The organism is Streptomyces tritici, from assembly GCF_048500665.1.
Taxonomy (GTDB): domain Bacteria; phylum Actinomycetota; class Actinomycetes; order Streptomycetales; family Streptomycetaceae; genus Streptomyces; species Streptomyces tritici.
Map to the genome: position 1 here is coordinate 2,664,352 of NZ_CP183183.1, position 24,731 is coordinate 2,689,082.

Here is a 24,731-nt window from a genome sequence, read left to right on the forward strand (position 1 = left end):
GACAGCCCCGGCGGGGCGATCGGGGGTCATTGCGGTGTCCTCGGGCGGTCACTCGTGCGGCTCGTTAGCATGGCTGGGTTGACGAAACCGAACGAACGGGGCTGAGCGATCACCATGAGTGAACGAAGCGCACTGCGGGTGCGGCTCGACCGGCTCACCCGTGAGTTCGCGAAGTTCGGCGCGGTGGGCGGTGTCGGGCTCCTGGTGGACCTCGGCGTCTTCAACCTCGTCCGCCACTTCACGGACCTGCCCGTGGTCCGGGCGAGCATCGTCGCGACGGTCGTGGCCATCGCCTTCAACTACGTGGGCTTCCGGTACTTCACCTACCGGGACCGCGACAAGAGCGGGCGGGCCCGCGAGGTCACGCTGTTCTTCGTCTTCAGCGCGATCGGGCTGGTGATCCAGAACGGGGTGCTGTTCGTGGCGACGTACGGCTTCCACTGGGACAGCCCGCTGCAGAGCAACTTCTTCAAGTTCTTCGGCATCGGCGTCGCGACGCTGTTCCGCTTCTGGTCCTACCGGACGTGGGTGTTCCGGGCGCTGCCGGAGCCCGAGCCGGTCGCGGCGGCGGCCGTGGAGGCGGCGGAATCGTTCCTGGAGAAAACTCCGAAGCAGGCGGTACGGCCGCAGCCGGACAGGGTCGGCTGAGAGACGCCCCGCCCACGCCCACGCCCGGTCCTCAGCGGACCGGGCGTTCGCGTTCCTGGGCGCGGCCGCGGACCTCGCGGCCGAGGAAGAGCGCGAAGACCGGCGGATGCTGCTGGAGCAGCTCCAGACGGCCGCCGTCGGCCTCGGCGAGGTCGCGGGCGACGGCCAGGCCGATGCCGGTGGAGCTGCGGCCGCTGACGGCCCGCTCGAAGATCCGCGCGCCGAGGTCGGCGGGCACGCCGGGGCCCTCGTCGGTGACCTCGATCACGGACTGGTTGCCGGTGACGCGGGTGCGCAGGGCGACGGTGCCGCCGCCGTGCATCAGCGAGTTCTCGATGAGCGCGGCGAGGACCTGGGCGACCGCGCCGGGGGTGCCGACGGCCCGCATGCCCTGCTTGCCGGAGTGCACGAGGGCGCGGCCGGCGCTGCGGTAGGCCGGCCGCCACTCCTCCATCTGCTGCTTGATCACTTCGTCCAGGTCGAAGGCGACGGCGGAGCCGGTCCGCGGGTCGCGGGAGTTCGTGAGCAGCCGCTGGACGACGTCGGTGAGCCGCTCGACCTGGGTGAGCGCGATCTGCGCCTCCTCCTTGACGGTGTCGAGGTCGTCGGCGAGCGCCACCTCCTCCAGGCGCATGGACAGCGCGGTGAGCGGGGTGCGCAGCTGGTGGGAGGCGTCGGCGGCGAGCCGGCGTTCGGCGGTGAGCATCCGGGCGATGCGCTCGGCGGAGCCGTCGAGGACGTCGGCGACCCGGTCGAGCTCGGGGACGCCGTACCGCTTGTGGCGGGGGCGGGGATCGCCGGAGCCGAGCCGCTCGGCGGTCTCGGCGAGGTCGGTGAGCGGGGAGGTGAGCCGGTTGGCCTGGCGTACGGCGAGGGCGACGGCGGCGAGCGCGGCGAGCAGGGCGACCGCGCAGATGATCAGCAGGGTGCGGCCGACCTCGGAGGTGATGGCGGAGCGGGAGACCTCGACGGTGACGGTCTCGCCGCGCTCGCCGGTCGCGGTGCCGCGGATCACGCTGCCGCGGGGGCGTTCGCCGATCTCGATGTCCGGCCGGCCGGGGATCTCGATGAGCGCGTACCGCCGGGCCCCGCTCTGCTCGGCGAGGATGTCCGGGTTGACCGGCTCCCCGCCGATGAGCCGGCTGTCGACGATGGAGACCAGGCGCAGCGCCTCGACGTCCACGGACTCCTGGGCGGCGGCGGAGATGGTGCGGGCCTCGACGATGACGAGGGAGACCCCGAAGACGCCGATGACGACGAGCACCACGGCCAGGGTGGAGTTGATCAGCCTGCGGCGCACGGCCCGTGGGTCCTAGCTCTTCTCGAAGCGGAAGCCGACGCCGCGGACGGTGGCGATGTAGCGCGGGTTGGCCGCGTCGTCGCCGAGCTTCTTGCGGAGCCAGGAGATGTGCATGTCGAGGGTCTTGGTGGAGGACCACCAGGTGGTGTCCCAGACCTCGCGCATCAGCTGGTCGCGGGTGACGACCCGGCCGGCGTCGCGGACGAGCACCCGCAGCAGGTCGAACTCCTTGGCGGTGAGCTGGAGCTCCTCGTCCCCCATCCAGGCGCGGTGCGACTCGACGTCGATGCGGACGCCGTGGGTGGCGGGCGGGACGACGGGTTCGGCGGCGCCGCGGCGGAGCAGGGCGCGGACGCGGGCGAGCAGTTCGGCGAGCCGGAAGGGCTTGGTGACGTAGTCGTCGGCGCCGGCGTCGAGCCCGACGACGGTGTCGACCTCGTCGGCGCGGGCGGTGAGCACCAGGATGGGGACCGTGTGGCCCTCGGAGCGGAGCCGGCGGGCGACCTCCAGGCCGTCCATGCCGGGCAGGCCCAGGTCGAGGACGACCAGGTCGACGCCGCCCTGGAGTCCGGCGTCGAGCGCGGTCGGCCCGTCCTCGCGCACCTCGACCTCGTACCCCTCTCTCCGCAGGGCGCGCGCCAGCGGTTCCGAGATGGATGCGTCGTCCTCGGCGAGCAGTACACGGGTCATGGGGTGATGGTAGTCCGCGGGCGGGGCGGCCCGGAGGGTGCTCGGGTACGCCTAAGAGTCGCGGCCTTATCCAGCGGATGACCTTCGAAACCTGCCTATTGGTTCCTTCGTCACCTGTGATCCATCTCTCAAGTCCTTCCATATGCGGCACTGTCGTGTCGTATGGTGGCGAGACGTCTGTACCTCTGACGATGGGACCTTTGGCCAGATAACCCCGCCAAGGGTCTCTTTCCTGCCCAAGGCGGCGCTGCCACCTTGGTGGAATGTGAATGACCTGTGGGCCGGGTCCCGGGGCGCGCGAGCGCGTCCGGGGCGTGGATCCCGGCGGGGGATCCGTCTCCCTCCGGTGCCGGCCTCCCCCACCGGGCGCCAGTGCTCACAAGGCGCGCGTCCCGACAGAGCAAGGATCGACATGGCGTCCAGCCTGACGACTTCTCCCGGAACCTCGGGTTCCGAGAAGACGTTCCTCGGCCACCCGATGGGCCTGGCCTTTCTCTTCATGACCGAGATGTGGGAGCGCTACAGCTTCTACGGCATGCGGGCTCTGCTCGTGCTGTACCTGTCCACGAAGGCGGCCGAGGGTGGCCTGGGCCTCGAGGACGCGACGGCCGTCGCGATCTACTCGGTCTACAACGCGATGGTCTACCTGCTCGCCCTGCCGGGCGGCTGGCTGGGCGACCGCGTGTGGGGCGCCCGCAAGGCCGTGGGCGTCGCCGGTGTGATCATCATGGCCGGCCACTTCCTGCTGGCCGTGCCCGCCGAGGCGTCGTTCTTCATCGGCCTGGCGCTGATCGCGGCCGGTTCCGGTGTGCTGAAGGCCAACATCTCGACGATGGTCGGCCACCTGTACCCGGACAAGAACGACCCCCGTCGCGACGGCGGCTTCACGATCTTCTACATGGGCATCAACCTCGGTGCCTTCGTCGCCCCGCTGACGATCGGCTGGGTCGGCCAGAAGGTGAACTGGCACCTCGGCTTCGCCATGGCCGGTGTCGGCATGGCGATCGGTCTGATCTTCTACTTCATCGGCTCCCGCTTCCTGAACGAGGAGTCGAGCAAGGTCCCGTCGCCGCTGGACGCCGCCGAGCGCTCCGCTCTCGTCAAGAAGGCGCTGATCTGGCTGGGCGTCGCCGCCGCGGCGTACGCGATCGTCGCCCTGGCCGGCGTCTTCACCATCGACTGGGTGCTGTGGCCGCTGACGATCCTCGGCCTGGTCCTGCCGGCCTGGTACCTGCTGCGCATCAAGCGCGACAAGGACCTGTCGCAGGTGGAGCAGGGCCGGATGTCCGGCTACATCTGGTTCTTCGTCGCCGCGGCCGTGTTCTGGGGCATCTACGACCAGACCGGTTCGACGCTGTCGCTGTTCGCGAAGAACGACACGGAGTCGACGCTGTTCGGCTTCAGCTTCCCGGAGAGCTGGTTCCAGTCCCTGAACCCGCTGTTCGTGATGGCGCTGGCTCCGCTGTTCGCCATGCTGTGGGTGGCGCTGTTCAAGCGCGACAAGGAGCCGAGCACGCTGTCGAAGTTCGCGGCGGCGCTGGTGCTCATCGGCGGCTCCTTCGGCGTGATGATGCTCGCCCAGGGCCTCGCCGCGGGCGACACCAAGGTCTCCCCGATGTGGCTGGTCAGCGTGTACTTCATCCAGACCGTGGGTGAGCTCTGCCTGTCCCCGGTCGGCCTGTCGCTGACGACGAAGCTGGCCCCCGCGAAGTACGCCTCGCAGATGATGGGCGTCTGGTTCCTCGCCGTGACGGCGGGCGACTCGGTCATCGCCCTCCTCCAGCTCATCGGCGCGCCGACGGACACCCAGGCGTGGTTCGCCAGCCAGGGCGTCCTGGCCGCCCTCGCCGGCGTCGCGATCTTCATGTACCGCAAGAAGGTCAAGGCCCTCATGGGCGGCGTCCACTGACGCACCCCCTCTGGGGCCGGAGGGCCGTCGCACCGGTACGGTGCGGCGGCCCTCCGCCGTTGCGGGGGCGGGTCACCTCCGCAGGCGGGTCCAGGGGGTGAAGGTGAAGACGGCGCCGCCGAGGAGGATGACGGTGCCCGCCACCAGGGCCAGGGCGCGCAGGGCGCCGTCGTCCTCGGCGCCGGTGTCGGCCAGGCCGCCGCCGGAGGCGGTGCCGCCCGACGTGGTGCCGCCCGCCGCGTCACCGCCGCCCGCCGCGCCGCCGGGCTGCTCCGAGGTGTCCAGCTCCAGGGACGCCTGGACCGAGCCCTTCACCTGGCAGGGGATGACGATCGGGGAGCCGCCGAGGTTCACCGTGATCGTCAGCGTGCCGGGGCTCAGCGTCGACGTGCCGGTGGCGCCGGGCTTGTACGTGCCCTTCATGTCCGGCAGGTCCACCGGCTTGCCCTGTTCCAGCGGGGCCGGGTTCCCCGGGCCCTCGACCTTCACCGTGCCGCTGTCCGCGCCGCCGAGCTTCACCGCCATCGACGGTTTCAGCGCGCCCGCCGGGAGCGGGGCGGGGCTGTTCATGACGCCCTTGGCCGTCTTGACGGTGAGGTCGTAGCTCCCGCCGTTCTTCTTCGCGTCGATCGTGACCTTCGACGTGATGGTCGCCGGGCCGGGCGACTGGCAGGCGAACTGGACCGAGACCTCCTTGCCCGGGAAGTCCGTCCGGCCCCCTCCGCCTCCTCCGCCGCCTCCGCCGGAGGAGGAGGTGCTGCCGCCCGCCGTCGTGCTGCCCGAGCTGCCCGTCGTGCTCGAACCGCTCGTGCTGCCGCCCGAGGTCGTCGCACCTCCGCCGCCGTCCGTGACCTTGATCGTCGCGCCGACCGCGACCGTCTCCTTCGGGGAGCACTTGGTGTCCGTCGACATCGGCTTGGAGACGTTGATGGTGTACTTGTCCGGCGTCAGCGTGATCTCGCCGGCCTTCTCCAGCTTCAGCGTGCCCTTCATGTCCGGCAGCACCATCGGGCTGTTCTTCGGGATCGGCGGGTTCTGCCGCGGGCCCTCCATGGCCAGCGTGGCGGTCACCGCGCCGCCGACCTTGATCACGCCGGTCGGCTTGACCGTGTCCTTCTCCAGGTCGAGGACGTCGGGGTTCTTGGACGCCGCCTCGACGGTCTTCCAGACCACCTCCACCTCGTCGCCGACCTTCGCCTCGGCCGGGGCGGTGATCTGCACCTTCGTCGTGCCCTGCACCGGCGGCATGCCGGAGATCGCCGGCGGAACGCACTCGGTCTTGAACGAGACCTCGGCGGCCTGGGCAGGGGCGGCGGCCAGCAGGATCCCCGCGCCGCCGAGCATCAGCGCGACGCCGGCCGCGCTCACCCTCCGTTGCGTGCTCACGCATGTCCCTTCGTCGTGGATGGGTTCTCTGACGGTGCGGAGTCCGGGGTGAACCACGGCAGGGCCGTGGGTTCGGGGGCGACGGCCTCGGTCGCGCGGTGCCGTGCCGCCCGCGCCGGGCGGGCCCGGTCGACGACCGCCATGCCCGCGCGGAACAGCGCCGTCGGCACGACCACGGCGAGGAGCACCCAGAAGACGACCACGCCCCACGGCCGGCCGACCCCCCACGGCTGCTCGACCAGGACCCGGTCGCCGTACTTCACGGTCACCCGGTAGTCGCCGTGCGCGCCGGCCGGCAGCTCCACCGGGAGCTCGACCAGCGCCTTGCGGCCCGGCGCGACCGTGCCGCGCCACTGCCGTTCCTCGTACTGCGGCGCGAACACGCCGTGCGCGGTGCCGACCTGGAAGACGGGGTCCCGGACCGGGCCGGAGCCGAGATTGCCGACCGTGAAGACGATGCGCCGCTGGGCCGGGGCGCCGAACCAGACGAGGACGCCGCTCGATCCCTCCAGGCGTACGGCGGCGAGCACGGCCAGCCGGCCGCCGCCGGTCCGCGCGGGCAGCGGCTCCGTCGGGTGCCCGGCGACCGTGAACGCCACATCCACCGAAGCCTGTTCGCCGCCCGTCACCCCCGCGACGTGCACCACGCACGGGCAGGGCACGGGCGGTTCGGCGACGGGCAGTTTCTGGCGGAACGCGCCCTTCGCGTCGGCGGTGGCGGCGCGGCCGTCGGCGTTGGCGCAGGAGTTGGTGCCGCCGGTCAGGCCGGCGGCGGGGGTGGACTGCCCGCAGATCAGCAGCATCAGCAGCGCGCCGGGCTTCCAGCCGGTCCCGCCGACGACGAGCTCGCCGCCCGCGCCGGCCTCCTGCTGCGAGAGGGTGACCTTCGGCGCGGCGGCAGCGGCGGCGGTGCCGGCCGGCAGCAGGGACGCGGCCAGGGCCGCCAGGACCAGCAGCAGCGCGGCCGCCCGCGGGGAACGTGTCATCGGGTCGCTCCCGTCGCCGTCAAGCTCTGTTTCTCGTCGGGGAGTCCGGCCGGGGTACGGCGGCGGCGCCACGCCCGTCCGGCCACACCCGCCGCCGCGAGCAGGGCCGCGCCGAGCAGGCCCAGCGCCGTGGGCGAGGCGAACCGCGCGTCGGCGCGGCCCGTCGCCCGGGCGCCGCCGTCGGCGGTGACGCGCAGCCGGACGGTGACCGCGTCGAGGGCGGGCCGGCCGGGCCAGGGCTCGCTCAGCGCCCGCCGCTCGCCGGGGCGCAGTGTCAGGGGCAGGGTGCGGGCGGGGCGGTCGAGGACGGTGCCGAGGACGCCGTCGGCGTGCACGGAGAGCCGGGGCGCGAGTGCGGTGTTGCCGCGGTTGACCAGCGTGTAGTGCACGGTTCCGGCCGTGTCGACGCGGACCCGTTCCACGGTGAGGGCCGCGAGCCGCGGGCCGGCGACCCGCAGATGGACGGGCACCGGCAGGGCGCGGCCGTCGGCGGCGGCCAGGATGGTGCCGGTCCGCTCGCCGGGCGCGGCGTCGGCGGGGACGGTCACCGCGAAGGGGACGTCGGCGCGGGTGCGGGCCGGGACGGTGACCGCGCGGGCGGCGAGCGCGAGCGGGACCGCGGCCCCGTGCCCCGTACCGCCCGGCGCCGGGGCGCCCGTGAGCCGTACGGTCACCGGCCGCGTCCCGGGGTTGGTGACCGCCAGGGTGTCCTGCAGCACGCTGCCCGCCGCGCCCTCCAGGTAGACGTACGGCCGTCCGGCGGCCGGCCCCGCGGTCCACGCCGGCCCCGCGTCGGCCGCCGCGGGGGCGGGCACGGCGAGGCAGAGCAGCGCGGCGGCGGGGGCGGCCGCGTCCCGCGCGCGCATCAGCGCGCCGTGCGCCGGGTGAGCCAGAGCACTCCGGCCGCGCCGGTCAGCAGGACGGTGCCGCCGAGGGTGCCGAGGGCCATGGCGGAGTCGAGCGGGCCGGTCCTGGGCAGTTCGCCCGGGCCGCCGGAGCCGCCCCCGTCCGATCCGCCCCCGCCGCCCGCGGCCGTCACGTCCAGTTCCAGCGAGGGCTTCGGGTTGTTCTCGGGGGTGCAGGTCGCGGCGTCCATGCCGAGCGCGTGGACGACGAGGACGCCCGCGGTGAAGGTGACCTTGCCGCTCTTCTTCGGCTTGTACGTGCCCGTCAACTTGCCGATCTTGATGGGGGTGTTGGGCGGTATCTTCTCGGCGTTGGGCACTCCCGTCACCTTCACGCTGCCGCTGTCCGCGCCGCCGAGGACCAGTTCGGCGCGCGGCTTCATCACGCCCTTGGGCAGTTCGATGGGGCTGTCGGAGACGCCCTTGTCGAAGGACATCGTGACCGTGTAGCCGTCGCCGCTCTTCACGGCGGTGACGTCGACGGGCGACACGGCGCTCTTCGGGCCGATCTTCGTCTGGCAGCCGTAGTCCACGTCGACCACGTCGGCGTGCGCGGCGGAGGCGGCCGCCAGCACCGCCGGGCCCGCCAGCGCCGCGGCCAGTGCCGCGGCCGCGGCCGTCCTCTTCCGGTTGGACACTTCGAGCACCCCTCACGCCGGGCTCGCGCCGCCGAAGTTACTGACGGCACATCAGATTGGGCGCTCAAGGTACGCCCGGGGCCTGATGGAGGGAAGACAAAGAGCGCGCCGTATCGACGCGCTCCTCGACAACTCCACAAGCCCCGGGCCTCGTTCGCACACGGGCCCCGAAAGGCGGCGGCTCAGGCCGGAGCGGCGAGCTCCGCCCACACCGTCTTGCCGGGCGCCCCGGGCACCCGCTCCACGCCCCAGTCGAGGCAGAGCCGCTGCACGATGAACATGCCGTGCCCTCCGGGCCGGCCCGCGCGGTGCGGGGTGCGGGGCGCGGGCTGCCCCGCCCCGCGGTCGACGACCTCCAGGCGGAGCACTTTGTGACGGCGGGAGACCCGGAGCGACTCGGGGCCCTCGGCGTGCAGGCAGGCGTTGGTGACCAGTTCGGAGACGACGAGCAGCACGTCCTCGGCGGCGGCCCGGCGTTCGGCGGTGGCGGCGGGCAGCCAGCCCCAGTCGCGCAGCGCCTGCCGCGCGAAGTCGCGGGCGAGCGGTACGACGCCGGGGACGTCGCCGAGGGCGAGCGTGCGCACCTCCAGGGCGACGTCGCCGGCACCGGCAGCAGTGTCCATCAGCGCTTCACCTCACCGATTCACCCATCGACCAAGAGACCGGACCCTCGAACCGGGACCAGTCGGAACCGGGGCTCTCCTGCCCCGCCGTGTCACGACAACACCCGCTTTCTCAGTCGGCGAGCGCCGCCTCCAGCGACTCGTGGACGGTGAAGACCGCGTCCGCGCCGGTGATCTCGAAGACCCGGGCGACGGCCGGCCGCATCCCGGACAGATGCACCCCGCCCCCTTCGGCCTCGGCCCTCAGCCGGGCGGCGAGGAGCACGTTGAGCCCGGTGGAGTCGCAGAACTCGAGCGCCGAGCAGTCGACGACGAGCCGTGCGCGGCCCCCGTCGAGGGCGCCCTCGAGTGGCGTGCGCAACAGTTCGGCGGTGTGGTGATCGAGCTCACCCACCGGTTTCACGATCTCGCTGACACCCAGGGTCCGTGCCTCGACCCGAAGCCGGGCCGGTCGTGCGTGGCCCACGGTCTGGCGGTCCATGCCCGTGCCTCTTCTCGCTCTCCGGATGCCGGTTGATGCTCGGAGAACCATACAAGTCAACCGCGCCGATCGACACCCGGACTCCGCCATGAACTGCACCAATCCCGACATTTGGGACTTGCAACGGCCCCCTTCGAGCCGGTAGGGCTTGTAGGGAACATCCGAAACACGGCCGGCTTTGGAGGCGCCGCAAACCGCAGCGAACGAATCGATGATGGAGGAGACCATGTCACCCCGGCTCGACGCCTCGCGTTCCCCCCACGCGCCGTCGACGACTCCCACCGCCCCCTCGCATCCCGCCGAGACCGCGCCGATCGCCGACCTTGCGGAGATCACCGGACTCGACGAGATCCCGCCGTTCGAGCAGATCGACCCGCTCGACGCGCGCGCCCTGTCGAAGACCCTCTTCGCCCGGCTCGAAGCGCTGGAAGAGGGCACCCACGAGTACGCCTACGTCCGCAACACCCTCGTCGAACTCAACCTCGCCCTGGTCAAGTTCGCCGCCTCCCGGTTCCGCACCCGCAGCGAACCGATGGAGGACATCGTCCAGGTCGGCACCATCGGCCTCATCAAGGCCATCGACCGCTTCGACCTCAGCCGCGGCGTCGAGTTCCCGACGTTCGCGATGCCGACCATCATCGGCGAGATCAAGCGCTTCTTCCGCGACACCTCCTGGTCCGTGCGCGTCCCGCGCCGGCTGCAGGAACTCCGCCTCGATCTGGCCCGGGCCGGCGACGAACTCGCCCAGCGGCTGGACCGCGCGCCCACCGTCGAGGAACTCGCCGCCGAGCTGAACCTCTCCCAGGAGGAGGTGGTCGAGGGCATGGCCGCGAGCAACGCGTACACCGCGAGCTCGCTCGACGCCCAGCCGGAGGAGGACGAGACCGAGGGCACCCTCGCCGACCGCATCGGCTACGAGGACCACGGCCTGGAGGGCATCGAGTACGTCGAGTCCCTCAAGCCGATGATCGCGGCGCTGCCCGCCCGCGACCGGAAGATCCTCTCCCTGCGCTTCACCGCAGGGATGACGCAGTCCGAGATCGGCGAGGAGCTCGGCATCTCGCAGATGCACGTCTCGCGGCTGCTGGCCCGTACCCTCGGCCGGCTGCGGAAGGGACTGACCCTGGAGGAGTGAGCCTCCCGTTACGCTCGGCGCATGCTCATAGGGACCGGACGGACGGCCGACGTGCACGCGCTGGACGAGGAGTGGGCGCTGCGGCGGTACCGCGACGGCGGCAGCGCCGAACGGGAGGCCGCCGTGATGCGGCGGGTGGCCGAGCTGGGCTTCCCCGTCCCGCGGGTGCTGCGGGCCCAGGGCCCGGACCTGGTCCTGCAGCGCCTGCGGGGCCCGTCGCTGCTGGACGCGGCCCTCGCGGGCGACGTCGCCCCGCGGGAGGCGGGCGCGCTCTGCGCGGAGCTGCTGCACCGCCTCCACACCACCACGCCGGTGATCCACCTGGACCTGCACCCCGGGAACGTGATGCTCACCCCGGAGGGCCCGGTGGTCATCGACTGGCGCACCGCGGACGAGGGCCCGGCGGGCCTGGACCGGGCGATGTCGGCGATCCTCCTGGCGGAGGCCGCCGTCGCCCCGCTCCCCCTCGCCGCGCCGGCCCGCGAGGCCCTCACCGGCCTGCTGGCCCGCCTCGGCGCCCCCGTCCTGCCCCACCTGCCCGAGGCCCTCGCCCGCCGGGCCGCCGACCCCCACCTGTCGGAGCAGGAGGTGGCCCGGCTGGACGCGGCGGAGACGCTGATCCGCGCCGTGGCGCCCACGGACTCCTGAGCCGGCCGCCCGCCTCCCTCAGCCCGCCGTGAAGAACACGCCGCGCGCCTCGGCGCCGTCCGGGGCCCGCCACGGCGCGGTGACGTGGGCGGCGGCCGGGGCCGGCCCGGTGAGCGGGGTGAGGCGGCGGGAGACGGTCAGGTCCGCGAAGGCCGCCGCCGCGGGCAGCTCGGCCCCGGCGCGCAGGACCGTGGGGTCGGGGGCGTCGGACTCGCTCTGCGCCTGCGGCTCGGCCTCGCCCCGGAACAGCGCGAGGACCTGCGCGGCCAGGACCGGGTCGTGGACGCCGTCGTAGATCCAGCGGGTGCCGAGGACGCCGTGCTCGGAGGTGCCGATCAGCGCCTCCCCGGCGGCCCCTTCGAGCGGCGCGCCGCGGTACGTCAGGGGGACGAGGTACGCCGCCGAGGCGTCGGTGACCACCATGAACTCGATGCCCACCTCGCCCTCCGGGTCGTCGAGCCGGAACCCGCCCGCCTTCACCGGCTCCGGCGCCCCGCCGCCGGCCTCGTACCAGGGCTGCCGGGGCAGCCAGTCCGCGAGCAGTTCGAGCTTGGTGGGGGACATGGTGGTGCGGTGGATGATCGCCATGAGGCGATCGTAGGCACGCAGACGGCTACCCGGCCTCCGACTTCTCTCCCTGCCCGTCGAGTTGGTCCGCCCGGCGCTGCAACTCCTCCGCGATGTCGTCCCAGTCGGGGCCGTGGGAATACAGGCTCTGGCCCGCGGCCCGCAGCAGCTCCGGGTCGTCCGGGCGCTGCAGGCACGCGAGCCGGTACGCGAGGTTGCGCGCCCAGACGGACATCTGGCCGTCGACGAGGTACGGCGCCTGGTCCCGGAGCATGGCGACGATCTCGTCGGCGCCGGCGAAGGTCAGCTGCTCCAGGAAGCCGGACAGGGCGGCGCTCGTGCTCGCGTCCGGGTTCCCGGGCCGGTGTTCCTCCGGCCAGAGGCCCCGGGCGCGTTCGGTGAGGCTGGTCATGCGTCCGATGACATCACGCTCAGACCGCGCGCACGCCCCTGCGCCAGACCTCCGTGACCAGCGGGACGCCGGGCCGGTAGGCGAGGTGGACGTGGGACGGGGCGTCGAGGACGGCGAAGTCCGCGTACGCGCCGTGGCTCAGCCGGCCGATGTCGGTGCGGCGCAGGGCCGCCGCGCCGCCCGCGGTGGCGGACCAGAGCGCCTCGTCGGGCGTCATCCGCATGTCCCGCACCGCCAGGGCGATGCAGAAGGGCACGGAGGAGGTGAAGGACGAGCCGGGGTTGCAGTCCGTGGAGAGCGCGACCGTGACGCCCGCGTCGAGGAGCCGGCGGGCGTCGGGCCACGCGGCGCGGGTGGAGAACTCCGCGCCGGGCAGCAGCGTGGCGACGGTGTTGCCGCTCGCGAGGGCGTCGACGTCGGCGTCGGTGAGGTGGGTGCAGTGGTCGGCGCTGGCCGCGTCGAGCTCGACGGCGAGCTGCACGCCGGGGCCGTACGAGAGCTGGTTGGCGTGCACGCGCGGGTGCAGGCCCTTGGCCATGCCGGCGGTGAGGATCGCGCGGGCCTGGTCGCCGTCGAAGGCGCCCTTCTCGCAGAACACGTCGACCCAGCGGGCGTGCGGGGCGCAGGCGTCGAGCATCTCGCCGGTGACGAGGGCGACGTAGCCGGCGGGGTCGTCGGCGTAGTCGGGGGACACGATGTGCGCGCCGAGGTAGGTGACCTCGTCGGTGTACGCGGAGGCGATGCGCAGGGCGCGGGCCTCGTCGTGGGTGGTGAGGCCGTAGCCGGACTTGGTCTCGAAGGTCGTCGTGCCCTGGCGGAGGGCCTCGGTGAGGTACCGGGTGAGGTTGGCCTCCAGCTCGGCGTCGGAGGCGGCGCGGGTGGCGGCGACGGTGGTCCGGATGCCGCCGGCGGCGTAGGGCTGCCCGGACATGCGGGCGTTGAACTCGGCGGTGCGGTCGCCGGCGAAGACCAGGTGGGAGTGCGAGTCGACGAAGCCGGGGACGACGGCGCGTCCGCCGACGTCGACGCGGTGGTCGGCGGCGGGCGCGTGGGTGGCGGCGCCCACCCACACGACGCGCTCCCCGTCCACGACGAACGCGGCCCGTTCGACGAGCCCGAGGGGACCGTCACTGAGGGCGGGGTCGTTGGTGACGAGTCGTCCGATGTTGGTGACGAGCGTGGTGGTCATGGTCCCTCTCGGTGAGTGGTGACGGGGGCGGCCGCCCCGGGCCGTGGACGCCGCCCCCGTCGTGGGCGCCGCCCCGGTCGTGGGGCTGCTCGGGGTTGTCCGGCGGATCAGGGCCGGCCCCGGCCCTGATCCGCCGGACATCCCCTAGGCGCGGAGCGCGGCGATCGCCTCGGACAGCGCGGCGGCCGCCTCGGGGATGCGGGTGTGCGCCCGGTCGCGGACGACGCGCCGGCCGCCGACGACGACGTCCGTGACGTCCGAGGCCGTCGCCGCGAAGACCGCCGTCTCCGCCGCGAGGCGCGGCAGCGCGCCGACCGTGCGGACGGAGTCCAGCGCGATCGTCGCGAAGTCGGCGAGCGCGCCCGCCTCCAGGCGGCCGGCCTCGTGCCAGCCGAGGGCCGCGTGACCGTCCTCGGTCGCGGCGCGCAGCAGCGCGGCGGCGGTCCAGTGGCCGCGGGTGCGGGAACGGAGCCGCTCGTTCAGCTCCATGGCCCGCGCCTCCTCCAGCAGGTCGATCACGGCGTGGCTGTCGCTGCCCAGCGACAGCGGCGAGCCCGCCCGCTGGAGCGCGACGGCCGGGCCGATCCCGTCGGCGAGGTCCCGTTCCGTCGTCGGGCACATGCAGGTGCCGGTCGCGGACGAGCCGATGAGCGCCACGTCCTCGTCCGTGAGGTGCGTGTTGTGGACGCCCGTCGTCCGGGTCCCGAGCACCCCGTGCTCGGCGAGCAGCTGCGTGGGCGTGCGGCCGTGCGCCGCGAGGCACGCCTCGTTCTCGGCGGTCTGCTCGGACAGGTGGACGTGCAGGGGTGCCTCGCGCTCGCGCGCCCAGTCGGCCACCGTCGACAGCTGCGCCGCCGGGACGGCCCGTACGGAGTGGATCGCCGCCCCGAGCCGTACGCCGTCCCGCTCCTTCAGCCGCGAGACGCGCTCCGCCCAGGCGTCCGCGGTGCCGTCGGAGAAGCGGACCTGGTGCGGCTCGGGCGCCGCGCCGAAGCCGGCGGACAGGTACGCCGTGTCGAGCAGCGTGATGCGGATGCCCGCGTCGGCGGCCGCCGCGATCAGCGCCTCGCCCATGGCGTTGGGGTCGGCGTACGGGGTGCCGTCCGGCGCGTGGTGCACGTAGTGGAACTCGCCCACGGACGTGACGCCGGCGAGCGCCATCTCCGCGTACACGGCGCGCGCGAGCGCGTGGTACGAGTCCGGGGTCAGCCGGGAGGCGACCCCGTACATGACCTCGCGCCACGTCCAGAAGGTCCCGGACCCCACCTGCACCGTGCCGCGCAGGGCCCGGTGGAAGGCGTGCGAGTGGGCGTTCGCGAGTCCGGGGATCGTGAAGCCGCGCAGGACGACGGCACCCGGCGGCGGGGCCTCGACCCCCGTCACCACCGCGTCGATCCGGTCCGCGCCGACCTCCAGGACCACCCCGGGCTCGGCCCGGTCGCCGAGCCAGGCGTGCTCCAGCCAGTACGTCGTCAGCGACACGCCAGGCCCTCCAGTACGTCGGCGAGTGCGAGGACGCCCGCCACGCAGTCGTCCTCGGCCGCGGACTCGGCCGGGGAGTGCGAGACGCCCGTGGGGTTCCGTACGAACAGCATGGCGGTCGGGATCGACGCGGAGAGGATTCCGGCGTCGTGTCCCGCGCCCGTGCCGAGCACCGGCGCCTTCTGGCCGGTCTTCTCGCCGAGGAGGCGCACCAGCTCGTCGCGCAGCGCGTGCTCGAACTCGACGACCGGGGTGAACGACTCGCGTACCACGCTCAGGTCGATGCCGTGCCGCGCGGCCGTCTCCCGGGCCGCCGTCTCGATGCCGGCGATGACGGTGTCCAGCGCGCCCTGGTCGGCCGCGCGGGCGTCGAGCCAGCCGCGGACCAGCGAGGGGATCGCGTTGACGCCGTTCGGCTCGACCGCGATCTTGCCGAAGGTGGCGACGGCGCCCGCGAGTTCCGCCTCGCGGCGGGCGGCGAGGACGGTCTCGGCGTACGACAGCATCGGGTCGCGCCGGTCGACGAGCCGGGTGGTGCCGGCGTGGTTGGCCTCGCCGTGGAAGTCGTACCGCCAGCGGCCGTGCGGCCAGATCGCGGAGGCGACGCCGACGGCGTCCCCGGACAGGTCCAGGGCGCGGCCCTGCTCGACGTGGAGCTCGACGAACGCGCCGATCCGGTCGAGCCGTTCGCGGTCGGGGCCGATCGCCTCGGGGTCGTAGCCCGCCGCCTCCATGGCCTGCGGCAGGCTGACGCCGTCCGCGTCGCGCAGCTCGTACGCCTGCTCCTTCGTCAGCTGTCCGGACGTGAGCCGGGAGCCGACGCAGGCGAGCCCGAAGCGGGCGCCCTCCTCGTCGCCGAAGTTGACGATGGCGAGGGGGCGCCTGAACTGGACGCCCCGGGAGCGCAGTTCGTCGAGCGCGGCGAACGACGACACGACGCCGAGGGGGCCGTCGAAGGCGCCGCCGTCGGGGACGGAGTCCAGGTGGGAGCCGGTGACGACGGCGTCGCCCGCGGCGGGGTCGCCGAGCCAGGCCCACTGGTTGCCGTTGCGGTCGACCTCGTAGTTCAGCCGGCGGGCCTCCGCCTGCATCCGGAACCAGAGCCGGCAGTCGGCGTCCGCCTCGGTCCAGGCGTAGCGGCGGTAGCCGCCCGAGGCGGCGCTGCGGCCGATGGGCCGCAGCGACCGCCACATGGCGTGGAAGGTGTCGCTCACGCGGAGTCACCCTGCGACACGGCGTCGTCGCCCTCGCGCATCGGGACGCGGACGCCGCGCTCGTCGGCGACCCGCTCGGCGATGTCGTAACCGGCGTCGACGTGGCGGATGACGCCCATGCCGGGGTCGTTGGTCAGGACGCGGCGGATCTTCTCGCCGGCCAGCTTGGTGCCGTCGGCCACGGAGACCTGGCCGGCGTGGATGGAGCGGCCCATGCCGACGCCGCCGCCGTGGTGGATGGAGACCCAGGACGCGCCGGAGGCGACGTTGACCATGGCGTTGAGCAGCGGCCAGTCGGCGATGGCGTCGGAGCCGTCGAGCATGGCCTCGGTCTCGCGGTACGGGGAGGCCACCGAGCCGCAGTCGAGGTGGTCGCGGCCGATGGCCAGCGGGGCGGCGAGGGTGCCGTCGGCGACCATGTCGTTGAACATGGCGCCGGCCTTGTCGCGCTCGCCCTGGCCGAGCCAGCAGATGCGGGCCGGGAGGCCCTGGAAGTGGACGCGCTCGCCGGCCATCTTGATCCAGCGGTGCAGGGACTCGTTCTCCGGGAAGAGGTCGAGGATCGCCTTGTCGGTCTTGGCGATGTCGGAGGCCTCGCCGGACAGGGCGGCCCAGCGGAACGGGCCCTTGCCCTCGCAGAACAGCGGGCGGATGTACGCCGGGACGAAGCCGGGGAAGGCGAACGCGCGGTCGTAGCCGGCCAGCTGGGCCTCGCCGCGGATGGAGTTGCCGTAGTCGAAGACCTCGGCGCCGGCGTCCATGAAGCCGACCATGGCCTCGACGTGCTGGGCCATGGCCTCGCGCGAGCGCTGCGTGAAGCCGGCCGGGTCCTTGGCGGCGGCGTCGGCCATGTCCTCGAAGGCCACGCCGATCGGCAGGTACGACAGCGGGTCGTGGGCCGAGGTCTGGTCGGTGACGATGTCGATCGGGGCGCCCATGGCGAGCAGCTGCGGGACCAGGTCGGCGGCGTTGCCGAGGACGCCGATGGACAGCGGCTTGCGCTGGTCGCGGGCCTCGGTGGCGAGCTGGAGGGCGTGGTCGAGGCTGTCGGCCCTGACGTCGAGGTAGCGGTGCTCGATGCGGCGCTCGATGGCGCGCGGGTCGCAGTCGATGCAGATGGCGACGCCGTCGTTCATCGTCACGGCGAGCGGCTGGGCGCCGCCCATGCCGCCGAGGCCGGCGGTGAGGGTGATGGTGCCGGCGAGGGTGCCGCCGAACTTCTTCGCGGCGACGGCGGCGAAGGTCTCGTAGGTGCCCTGGAGGATGCCCTGGGTGCCGATGTAGATCCAGGAGCCGGCCGTCATCTGGCCGTACATGGTCAGGCCCAGCTGCTCCAGGCGGCGGAACTCCTCCCAGTTGGCCCAGTCGCCGACCAGGTTGGAGTTGGCGATGAGGACGCGCGGGGCCCATTCGTGGGTCTGCATGACGCCGACCGGGCGGCCGGACTGGACGAGCATCGTCTCGTCCTGCTTCAGCGTCCTCAGCGTGCGGACCATGGCGTCGAAGGAGCGCCAGTCGCGGGCGGCCTTGCCGGTGCCGCCGTAGACGACGAGCTTGTCGGGGTGCTCGGCGACCTCGGGGTCGAGGTTGTTCTGCAGCATCCGGAGGGCGGCTTCCTGCTGCCATCCCAGGGCGCTGAGCTCGGTACCGCGCGGGGCACGTACGGGGCGGGGTCCTGACATGGCGTGAGCCTCCTTGGATGTGGACGAGATATTCACATCTTGTCCTGCTGAATAAATGTAGTCAACACCTGCGGAACCCCTGCGCCCGCGCGCCGCCCGGTGATGGGATGGGTCCATGCCTTCCTCACGTCGCGATCCGGCCGTCCGCGCCGCCGTCGAACAAGGACTGCTCACCCCCGAGGCACCCGTCGTCGCCCTGCTCGACGTCGACGGCGTACGGGCCTCCGCCGCCGCCCTGCGGGCCGCGTTCGCCGCCGTGGCCCCGGACGTCCCCTTCCTGCACGCCTTCGCCGTGAAGGCGTGCCCCCTGGTCCCCGTCCTGCGCCTGCTGCACGACGCGGGCCTCGGCGCCGAGGTCGCCAGCCCCGGCGAACTGGCCCTGGCCCGCGCGGCCGGCGTCCCCGCCTCCCGCACCGTCCTCGACTCCCCCGCCAAGACCCCGGCCGAGCTGCGCGAGGCGCTGGAGCTCGGCATCGCGCTGAACGCCGACAACCTCCAGGAGCTGGCCCGGCTCGACGCCCTCATCGGCGGGGCGACCCCGGCCGCGCGCATCGGCCTGCGGGTGAACCCGCAGCTCGGCGCGGGCGCCATCCGCGCCCTGTCGACCGCCGTGCCCACCTCGAAGTTCGGCGTCGCCCTGCGCGACCCCGGCGCCCGCGAGGAGGTCGTCCGCGCGTACCTCGACCGGCCCTGGCTGACCCGCCTGCACGTGCACAGCGGCTCGCAGGGCGTGCCGCTCGCCCTGATGGCCGAGGGCGTCGCGGAGCTGTACGCACTCGCCGAGGAGATCAACGCGAAGGCCGGCCGGACCCAGGTCGACACCCTCGACATCGGCGGCGGCCTGCCGGTGAACTTCGCCTCCGACGAGGACACCCCCAGCCACGAGGAGTACGCCCGGCTGCTCGCCGAACGCGTGCCCGGCCTCTTCGACGGGCGCTACGCCCTGGTCACCGAGTACGGCCGCTCGCTGCTCGCCCGGCACGGCACGGTCCTCAGCCGCGTCGAGTACGCCAAGACCTCCGGCGGCCGGCCGGTGGCGGTCACCCACGCGGGCGTCCAGCTGGCCACCCGGACGGTGTACGCCCCCGACACCTACCCGCTGCGGCTCGCCGCGTACGAAGCCGAGGGGAACCCGCGCACCGGCCCCGACGTCGTCCAGGACGTGGCCGGGCCCGCCTGCTTCGCCGGCGACCTGCTGGCCGCCGCCCGGCCGCTGCCCCGCCTCGCGCCGGGCGACGTCGTGGCGGTCCTGGACACCGGGGCGTACTGCTTCTCCAGTCACTACGGCTACAACAGCCTGCCCCGCCCGGCCGTGCACGGCTTCACCCGGACGGCGGACGGCATCCGGTTCGCCCGCGTCCGGGCCGCGCAGACCCTGGAGGAGCTCGTGGCCGAGTCGGGCGGCGCGGACCCGGACGCGCTGCTGCGCTGACGGTGCTTCCATGGAGCCATGGCTGCGAGCAGAACCGTCGTCGTCGAGCGGCGGATCGAGGCGCCCCAGGGCCGTGTGTGGGAGGCGCTGACCGACCTGCCGGCGATGGCGCGGGTGCTCAGCGGGGTCGAACGGGTCGAGGTGCTGACCGAGGGCGGCTTCGCCGAGGGCACCCGCTGGCGCGAGACGCGGCGGATGCTGGGCCGGGAGGCAACCGAGGAGATGACGGTGACCGAGTGCGTGCCGCCGGAGCGGTACGTGACCGTCGCCGACTCCCACGGCATGCACTACGAGTCCGAGATCGCGCTGGTGCGGGGCGGGGCGACGGCCGACTGGACCACGGTGGTGATGCGCTTCACCGCCGTCCCCACCTCCGGCGGCCTGCCGGGCCTGCTGTCCCGGGTGGTCGGCGGCCTGGGCGTCAAGGCGGTGAGCCGCGCCCTGGCCAAGGACCTGGACGAGATGGCCACGGCCATCGAGCACGGCGGCTGACGCCCGGCCGGCCGCTGCCCGGGCACATCCAACCATCGTCCGGCATGTTCCGTTGGAAAATGCCAGAACTCCCTCCGCACCCCGGGACGTTGAGTAACGTCACCGTCACTGCCGTACGTTCGCACGCCGTGTCGGGAGGGGAACCCGCGTGCCCGGAATCGACGAGTGCCTGCTCGAGGCCATGGCCTTACCGGGCGCCCGGGGTGCGTCCCTGGTCGACTGGACCAGCGGACTCGCGCTGGGCACGGCCGGCGCCTCGCCGGTCGGCGACCACGAGACCACGGCCGCCGAGACCGCCGAACTCGCCCGCGCGGCCGCCGAGTACGAGTCCTTCGCGGCCGCACCGGCGGACGGGGACGACCCCGCGGCGACCACCGGCGCGCCCCCGAAGGGCCCGCCCGTCGAGGACCTGATCGTCACCACCCGCAGCGGCTACCACGTCCTCCGGTTCGTCGAGACCTCCTTCGACAGCAGCGTCTTCCTGCACCTGTGGCTGGACCGCGCCGAGGGCAACCTCGCCCTCGCCCGGATCCGGCTGCGCGACCTCGCCGAACGGCTGGTCCTCGGATGACGGTCTCCCCGATGCTCGTCCGGCTCGCCGCCGAGCGGGCCACCGGCGCGCTGCTGCGCGACCACGGCACGCTCTACCTGGTCGACGGACGCGTGGTGCACGCCGAGAGCCCCGCCGCGCCCGGTCTGGACGTGCTCCTCACGGCCGGCGGACGGTTGCCCCGGGAGCGCTGGGACGAGGCCGTCGATCGGGCCGGGGCGCGCCGCGAGGTCGGCCGGTTCCTGGTCGACAGCGGCCGGCTCGGCGACGGCGAGCTGGAGATCTGCCACCTCGGCGCGATCTTCGACGCCGCCTTCTTCGCCCTCGCCCCGGCGAGCGGGCCGACCCGCTTCCGGTACGGCGCGGCGCACTGGCTGGGGCCCGTGCGGCCCGTCTCCGCCGCGGCCGTGGAGCGCGAGACCGAGCGCCGCCGCGAACTGCTCGACAGCGTCTGGCCGTACCCGGCCGTCGACTCCGCCCCGGTCCGGCCCCGCACCGCCGAACCGGGCCGCGCCCTCGGCCCCCGGCAGCGGGCCCTGCTCGCCGCCGCCGACGGCACCCGCACCCCCGCGGATCTGGCGCGGCTGCTCGGCCGGCCCGCCTTCCACACGCTGCTCGACGTCCGGCGGCTCGCCGCCGCCGGGCTCGTGGCCACGCCCCTCGACCCCGTGCCCGCCGGGCCGGCCCCGGTGCCGGCCTGGGTGGGCGAGATCGCCGACGACCCCGACATCGCCCTGCTGCGCCGGCTCCGTGACGCCCTGGAGGCAAGCCTGTGATGAGGCGTGCCCTGCGCCTGCGCGCCGAGAGGAGACTGCTCATGACCGCAGAGGCCGAGGTGCTCGGTGAGCTCAGACGGCTCCGGGCCCGGCTCCCGCAGCTGACCGGCGCGCTCGCCGCCAGCGCCGACGGGCTGGTGCTCGCCCGGGACACCGTCGACGGCGAGGCGGAGAGCGTCGCGGCGCTGACCGCGGCGGCCCTCGGCGTGGGGCAGCGGCTGACCGAGACCACCGGACAGGGCGACTTCCGCGAGCTGCTCGTCCGCGGCGAGCACGGCTACGTGGCGACGTACGCGGCGGGCGGCTCCGCCGTCCTCACCCTGCTCGCCGAACCCCGCATCAACGTGGGGCGGCTGCACCTGGAGGCCCGGCGGTCCAGCGCCCGGATCGGCGAACTGGTCGACGGGGCGCTGGAACGCAGAGATCCGAGCTGAACGAACCGATCCCCCGGCGCCGGCTCCCCGGCGCCGGACCGTCACCGAACAGACACCGAGAAGGAAAAACCATGGCGAACACCGAGACCTCCCTCAAGGAAGCCGCCGCGATCGAGGGCGCCATCGGCGCGGCCCTCGTCGACTACACCAGCGGCATGGCCCTGGGCACGATCGGCGGCGGGAAGGAGCTCGACCTGAACGTGGCGGCGGCCGCCAACACGGACGTCGTCCGCGCCAAGGTGCGGGCGATGGAGGCCCTGCACCTCGCCGACGAGATCGAGGACATCCTGATCACGCTGGGCAGCCAGTACCACCTGATCCGACTGCTCAAGGCACGCGGCACGAGCGGCCTGTTCCTGTACCTGGCCCTGGACAAGAGCCGGGCGAACCTGGCCATGGCCCGCCACCAGCTCAAGTCGATCGAGGCGGCCCTGGAGGTCTAGGGGGTGTCCTGCGGATCAGGGCCGGACAGGTCCCAGCGGCCGGCCGCTACTCGACGAACAGCCCCCGGGCCGCGGCCTTCGTGTCGAACTCCTCCAGGCGGGCCTGGGCGTCCGGGAGCTCGTCGGCCATGGCCTCCAGGAGCACCCGGCCGAGGAGCATCGGCGCGCAGGCCGTGTCGAAGGCGAGGCCGGTGCCGACGGCGGCGGGGATCAGCAGGTCACTGTGCGCGGCGACGGGCGCGAACGCCGACTCGGCGACGGTCACCACGGTCAGCCCGGCCCCCCGGGCGTACTCCAGGGCCTCGACGACCTCCCGGGGGTGGCGGGGCAGCGCGAAGCAGAGCAGGGCCGTGGCTCCGGCGCGGACGGCCGCGTCGATCCGGTCGGTGAGCATCGAGCCGCCCTCGTCGAGCAGCCGCACGTCGGGGTGGACCTTGCCGGCGAAGTACGCGAAGCCGCGGGCCTGCGAGGAGGCGGCGCGCAGTCCGAGCACGGGCAGCGGACGGGAGCCGGCGAGCAGCCGGCCGGCCCGCTCCACGGGGGCCGGGTCGGCGAGCAGTTCGGCGAGGTGCCGCAGGTTCTCGATCTCGGCGAGCACGGCCTGCTGGTACTCGTTGTGCTCGCTGCCCCCGTCCGCGGCGCGCGGCTGCTCGGGCGGGGCGACCTCGCGCAGGTGGCGGCGGAGCGCGGGGTAGCCGTCGAAGCCGAGAGCGACGGCGAAGCGGGTCACCGAGGGCTGGCTGACGCCGGCCAGGTCGGCCAGCTCCACGCTGGAGAGGAAGGACACGTCGGCGGCGCGGCGCACCATGCAGTGCGCGATCCGCCGCTGCGTCGGCGTGAGCCGGTGCCCTTCGAAGAGCGCCTGCAGCCGTCCGGCCGGGCTGTCGCTCATGACGCGCCGTCCCCCTTCGTCCCCACGTCGACTATTCACTCACCCAGAACTCTGCATGAAGATATGCAGCCGGGCAAGGCGGAGCCGGAAGGGACGGGGTGACGGGAAGGCTGAGCGCGGGGACCGCCGCACCCCCATCACTGGGGGGCGGGACGACGGCGGTCCCCGCGGGGGACACGGGCCCGGGTCAGGGCCGGTCTCCGCGTCCGCGGCGTGCAGGGAGGCCCGGGAGCCGCTCCGGAGGTCCGTGACGCCGACGAGGAACACTCTGCCGGAGGCGTGTTAAGCGGGTGCTGCGGCCACGTGTCCGGCCCGTACCGTTTGCGCGAACCGCAGCGACCCCCACGCCTCGTGACGCCGTGTTACTTGGCGCCGTCCTTGGCCAGGAAGGCCAGCAGGTCCTGGCGGCTGACGACGCCGGTGGGCTTGCCCTCGACCAGCACGATGGCCGCGTCCGCCTCGCCGAGCACGGACATCAGGTCGGCGACCGGCTCGCCGGAGCCGACCTGGGGCAGCGGCGCGCTCATGTGGTTCTCCAGCGCGTCCTCCAGGGAGGCCTGCTTCGTGAAGAGGTGGTCGAGCAGCTCGCGCTCCACGACCGATCCGACGACCTCGGCGGCCATCACGTCGGGGTGGCCGGCGCCCGGCTTCACGATCGGCATCTGCGAGACGCCGTACTCGCGCAGCACCTCGATCGCCTGGCCCACGGTCTCGTCCGGGTGCATGTGGACGAGGGACGGCATCCCGCCCGACTTGTGGCGCAGCACGTCGGCGACGGTGGCGGTGGAGGTGTCCTCCAGGAAGCCGTAGTCGGCCATCCACTCGTCGTTGAAGATCTTCGACAGGTAGCCGCGGCCGGAGTCCGGCAGCAGCACGACCACGACGTCGTCCGGCCCGAGGTCCTTGGCGACCTCCAGGGCCGCCACGACCGCCATGCCGCAGGAGCCGCCGACGAGCAGGCCCTCCTCCTTGGCGAGGCGGCGGGTCATCTGGAAGGAGTCCTTGTCGGACACCGGGACGATCGCGTCGGCGACGTTCCGGTCGTAGGCGGTGGGCCAGAAGTCCTCACCGACGCCCTCGACCAGGTACGGGCGGCCGGAGCCGCCGGAGTAGACCGAGCCCTCGGGGTCCGCGCCGATGACCTTGACCCGGCCGCCGGAGACCTCCTTGAGGTAGTTGCCGGTGCCGGAGATCGTGCCGCCGGTGCCGACGCCCGCGACGAAGTGGGTGATCTTCCCGTCCGTCTGCTCCCAGAGCTCCGGGCCGGTGCTCTCGTAGTGCGAACGCGGGTTGTTCGGGTTGGAGTACTGGTCCGGCTTCCACGCGCCCGGCGTCTCGCGGACGAGACGGTCCGAGACGTTGTAGTACGAGTCCGGGTGCTCGGGGGCGACGGCGGTCGGGCAGACCACGACCTCGGCGCCGTACGCGCGCAGCACGTTGATCTTGTCCGTGGACACCTTGTCCGGGCAGACGAAGATGCACTTGTAGCCCTTCTGCTGGGCCACGATGGCCAGGCCGACGCCGGTGTTGCCCGACGTGGGCTCGACGATCGTGCCGCCGGGCTTGAGCTCGCCGCTCTGCTCGGCCGCCTCGATCATGCGCAGGGCGATCCGGTCCTTGACCGAGCCGCCGGGGTTGAAGTACTCGACCTTGGCCAGGACGGTCGCCGAAATGCCCTCTGTGACGCTGTTGAGCTTCACCAGCGGGGTGTTGCCGACGAGGCTGATCATCGAGTCGTGGAATTGCACCGTAATCTCCGGGGTCTCCGTAGTGATGCAGCCAGCGTATGCGTAGTCGGAGCCGGTTACGGGGCAGTT

General features: G+C 73.5%; 26 protein-coding genes. 10 read left to right on the forward strand and 16 right to left on the reverse strand.

Features of this window, described 5'->3' with window-relative positions:
- Positions 1-114: 114 nt before the first annotated feature.
- Positions 115-648 carry a GtrA family protein gene (locus ACNJ93_RS12205; protein WP_418957410.1) on the forward strand — a complete coding sequence of 178 codons (534 nt, stop codon included), beginning with the start codon at positions 115-117 and terminating at the stop codon, positions 646-648.
- Positions 649-679: 31 nt separating this feature from the next.
- On the opposite strand, the gene ACNJ93_RS12210 is transcribed toward ACNJ93_RS12205, so the two are convergent.
- On the reverse strand, positions 680-1,948 hold the full coding sequence (locus ACNJ93_RS12210) for an ATP-binding protein (RefSeq protein ID WP_418957411.1): 1,269 nt from the start codon (positions 1,946-1,948) through the stop codon (positions 680-682).
- A 12-nt stretch (positions 1,949-1,960) separates the two neighbouring features.
- Positions 1,961-2,638, reverse strand: coding sequence for a response regulator transcription factor (locus ACNJ93_RS12215; protein ID WP_418957412.1), 678 nt, complete (start codon positions 2,636-2,638; stop codon positions 1,961-1,963).
- Positions 2,639-3,050: 412 nt separating this feature from the next.
- Here ACNJ93_RS12215 and ACNJ93_RS12220 point away from each other — a divergent pair, with 412 nt between their 5' ends.
- Positions 3,051-4,547 carry a peptide MFS transporter gene (locus tag ACNJ93_RS12220; protein WP_418957413.1) on the forward strand — a complete coding sequence of 499 codons (1,497 nt, stop codon included), beginning with the start codon at positions 3,051-3,053 and terminating at the stop codon, positions 4,545-4,547.
- A gap of 72 nt (positions 4,548-4,619) precedes the next feature.
- Here the strand turns inward: ACNJ93_RS12220 and ACNJ93_RS12225 are convergent, their stop codons facing one another.
- The 6 genes from ACNJ93_RS12225 to ACNJ93_RS12250 form a co-directional block, all read right to left on the reverse strand.
- Positions 4,620-5,915, reverse strand: coding sequence for a hypothetical protein (locus ACNJ93_RS12225; RefSeq protein ID WP_418961382.1), 1,296 nt, complete (start codon positions 5,913-5,915; stop codon positions 4,620-4,622).
- A gap of 14 nt (positions 5,916-5,929) precedes the next feature.
- Positions 5,930-6,919 (reverse strand): hypothetical protein, encoded by a 990-nt coding sequence (locus tag ACNJ93_RS12230; RefSeq protein WP_418957414.1) that lies wholly within the window; start codon positions 6,917-6,919, stop codon positions 5,930-5,932.
- Positions 6,916-7,785: a hypothetical protein gene (locus tag ACNJ93_RS12235; RefSeq protein ID WP_418957415.1), complete on the reverse strand. Its 870-nt coding sequence runs from the start codon at positions 7,783-7,785 to the stop codon at positions 6,916-6,918. Before ACNJ93_RS12235 ends, ACNJ93_RS12230 begins: the two co-directional genes overlap by 4 nt.
- Entirely contained in the window at positions 7,785-8,462 is a 678-nt protein-coding gene (locus tag ACNJ93_RS12240) for a peptidase (protein WP_418957416.1), read from the reverse strand. The genes ACNJ93_RS12235 and ACNJ93_RS12240 overlap by 1 nt, the downstream gene beginning before the upstream one ends.
- A gap of 182 nt (positions 8,463-8,644) precedes the next feature.
- Positions 8,645-9,085 carry an ATP-binding protein gene (locus ACNJ93_RS12245; protein ID WP_418957417.1) on the reverse strand — a complete coding sequence of 147 codons (441 nt, stop codon included), beginning with the start codon at positions 9,083-9,085 and terminating at the stop codon, positions 8,645-8,647.
- A 112-nt stretch (positions 9,086-9,197) separates the two neighbouring features.
- Positions 9,198-9,566: an STAS domain-containing protein gene (locus ACNJ93_RS12250; RefSeq protein ID WP_418957418.1), complete on the reverse strand. Its 369-nt coding sequence runs from the start codon at positions 9,564-9,566 to the stop codon at positions 9,198-9,200.
- Positions 9,567-9,792: 226 nt separating this feature from the next.
- Here ACNJ93_RS12250 and ACNJ93_RS12255 point away from each other — a divergent pair, with 226 nt between their 5' ends.
- Together ACNJ93_RS12255 and ACNJ93_RS12260 are read left to right on the forward strand one after the other, a co-directional pair.
- Positions 9,793-10,701, forward strand: coding sequence for an RNA polymerase sigma factor SigF (locus ACNJ93_RS12255; protein ID WP_418957419.1), 909 nt, complete (start codon positions 9,793-9,795; stop codon positions 10,699-10,701).
- A 21-nt stretch (positions 10,702-10,722) separates the two neighbouring features.
- On the forward strand, positions 10,723-11,349 hold the full coding sequence (locus ACNJ93_RS12260) for a phosphotransferase (protein ID WP_418957420.1): 627 nt from the start codon (positions 10,723-10,725) through the stop codon (positions 11,347-11,349).
- A gap of 18 nt (positions 11,350-11,367) precedes the next feature.
- On the opposite strand, the gene ACNJ93_RS12265 is transcribed toward ACNJ93_RS12260, so the two are convergent.
- The 6 genes from ACNJ93_RS12265 to hutU all read right to left on the reverse strand — a co-directional run bounded on the left by ACNJ93_RS12265 (position 11,368) and on the right by hutU (position 17,895).
- A complete protein-coding gene (locus ACNJ93_RS12265) occupies positions 11,368-11,937 on the reverse strand; it encodes a maltokinase N-terminal cap-like domain-containing protein (RefSeq protein WP_418957421.1) in 570 nt (189 codons plus the stop codon).
- A 25-nt stretch (positions 11,938-11,962) separates the two neighbouring features.
- A complete protein-coding gene (locus ACNJ93_RS12270) occupies positions 11,963-12,328 on the reverse strand; it encodes a hypothetical protein (protein ID WP_418957422.1) in 366 nt (121 codons plus the stop codon).
- A gap of 19 nt (positions 12,329-12,347) precedes the next feature.
- Positions 12,348-13,517, reverse strand: coding sequence for an imidazolonepropionase (gene hutI, locus ACNJ93_RS12275; protein WP_418957423.1), 1,170 nt, complete (start codon positions 13,515-13,517; stop codon positions 12,348-12,350).
- Positions 13,518-13,661: 144 nt separating this feature from the next.
- Entirely contained in the window at positions 13,662-14,999 is a 1,338-nt protein-coding gene (locus tag ACNJ93_RS12280; RefSeq protein ID WP_418957424.1) for a formimidoylglutamate deiminase, read from the reverse strand.
- Positions 14,990-16,192, reverse strand: coding sequence for an allantoate amidohydrolase (locus ACNJ93_RS12285; RefSeq protein ID WP_418961383.1), 1,203 nt, complete (start codon positions 16,190-16,192; stop codon positions 14,990-14,992). Before ACNJ93_RS12285 ends, ACNJ93_RS12280 begins: the two co-directional genes overlap by 10 nt.
- A gap of 17 nt (positions 16,193-16,209) precedes the next feature.
- Complete coding sequence (gene hutU, locus ACNJ93_RS12290) at positions 16,210-17,895, reverse strand: urocanate hydratase (RefSeq protein ID WP_418957425.1); 1,686 nt, start codon at positions 17,893-17,895, stop codon at positions 16,210-16,212.
- 115 nt (positions 17,896-18,010) lie between these two features.
- Here hutU and ACNJ93_RS12295 point away from each other — a divergent pair, with 115 nt between their 5' ends.
- From ACNJ93_RS12295 to ACNJ93_RS12320, 6 genes are all read left to right on the forward strand, one after another.
- The gene (locus tag ACNJ93_RS12295) at positions 18,011-19,327 is read left to right on the forward strand and encodes a diaminopimelate decarboxylase (protein WP_418957426.1); all 1,317 of its coding nucleotides are present in this window, start codon (positions 18,011-18,013) and stop codon (positions 19,325-19,327) included.
- Positions 19,328-19,345: 18 nt separating this feature from the next.
- Complete coding sequence (locus ACNJ93_RS12300; protein WP_418957427.1) at positions 19,346-19,819, forward strand: SRPBCC family protein; 474 nt, start codon at positions 19,346-19,348, stop codon at positions 19,817-19,819.
- 148 nt (positions 19,820-19,967) lie between these two features.
- Positions 19,968-20,390 carry a hypothetical protein gene (locus tag ACNJ93_RS12305; RefSeq protein ID WP_418957428.1) on the forward strand — a complete coding sequence of 141 codons (423 nt, stop codon included), beginning with the start codon at positions 19,968-19,970 and terminating at the stop codon, positions 20,388-20,390.
- Positions 20,387-21,145: a transcriptional regulator gene (locus ACNJ93_RS12310; protein WP_418957429.1), complete on the forward strand. Its 759-nt coding sequence runs from the start codon at positions 20,387-20,389 to the stop codon at positions 21,143-21,145. The genes ACNJ93_RS12305 and ACNJ93_RS12310 overlap by 4 nt, the downstream gene beginning before the upstream one ends.
- Positions 21,146-21,186: 41 nt before the next feature.
- A complete protein-coding gene (locus ACNJ93_RS12315; protein ID WP_418957430.1) occupies positions 21,187-21,579 on the forward strand; it encodes a roadblock/LC7 domain-containing protein in 393 nt (130 codons plus the stop codon).
- Between the two features lie 71 nt (positions 21,580-21,650).
- Positions 21,651-22,022, forward strand: coding sequence for a hypothetical protein (locus ACNJ93_RS12320; RefSeq protein WP_418957431.1), 372 nt, complete (start codon positions 21,651-21,653; stop codon positions 22,020-22,022).
- Positions 22,023-22,068: 46 nt separating this feature from the next.
- Here ACNJ93_RS12320 and ACNJ93_RS12325 read toward each other — a convergent pair whose 3' ends face one another.
- Complete coding sequence (locus tag ACNJ93_RS12325; protein WP_418957432.1) at positions 22,069-22,914, reverse strand: MurR/RpiR family transcriptional regulator; 846 nt, start codon at positions 22,912-22,914, stop codon at positions 22,069-22,071.
- A 362-nt stretch (positions 22,915-23,276) separates the two neighbouring features.
- The gene (locus ACNJ93_RS12330; RefSeq protein ID WP_418957433.1) at positions 23,277-24,662 is read right to left on the reverse strand and encodes a cystathionine beta-synthase; all 1,386 of its coding nucleotides are present in this window, start codon (positions 24,660-24,662) and stop codon (positions 23,277-23,279) included.
- Between the last annotated feature and the right edge of the window lie 69 nt (positions 24,663-24,731).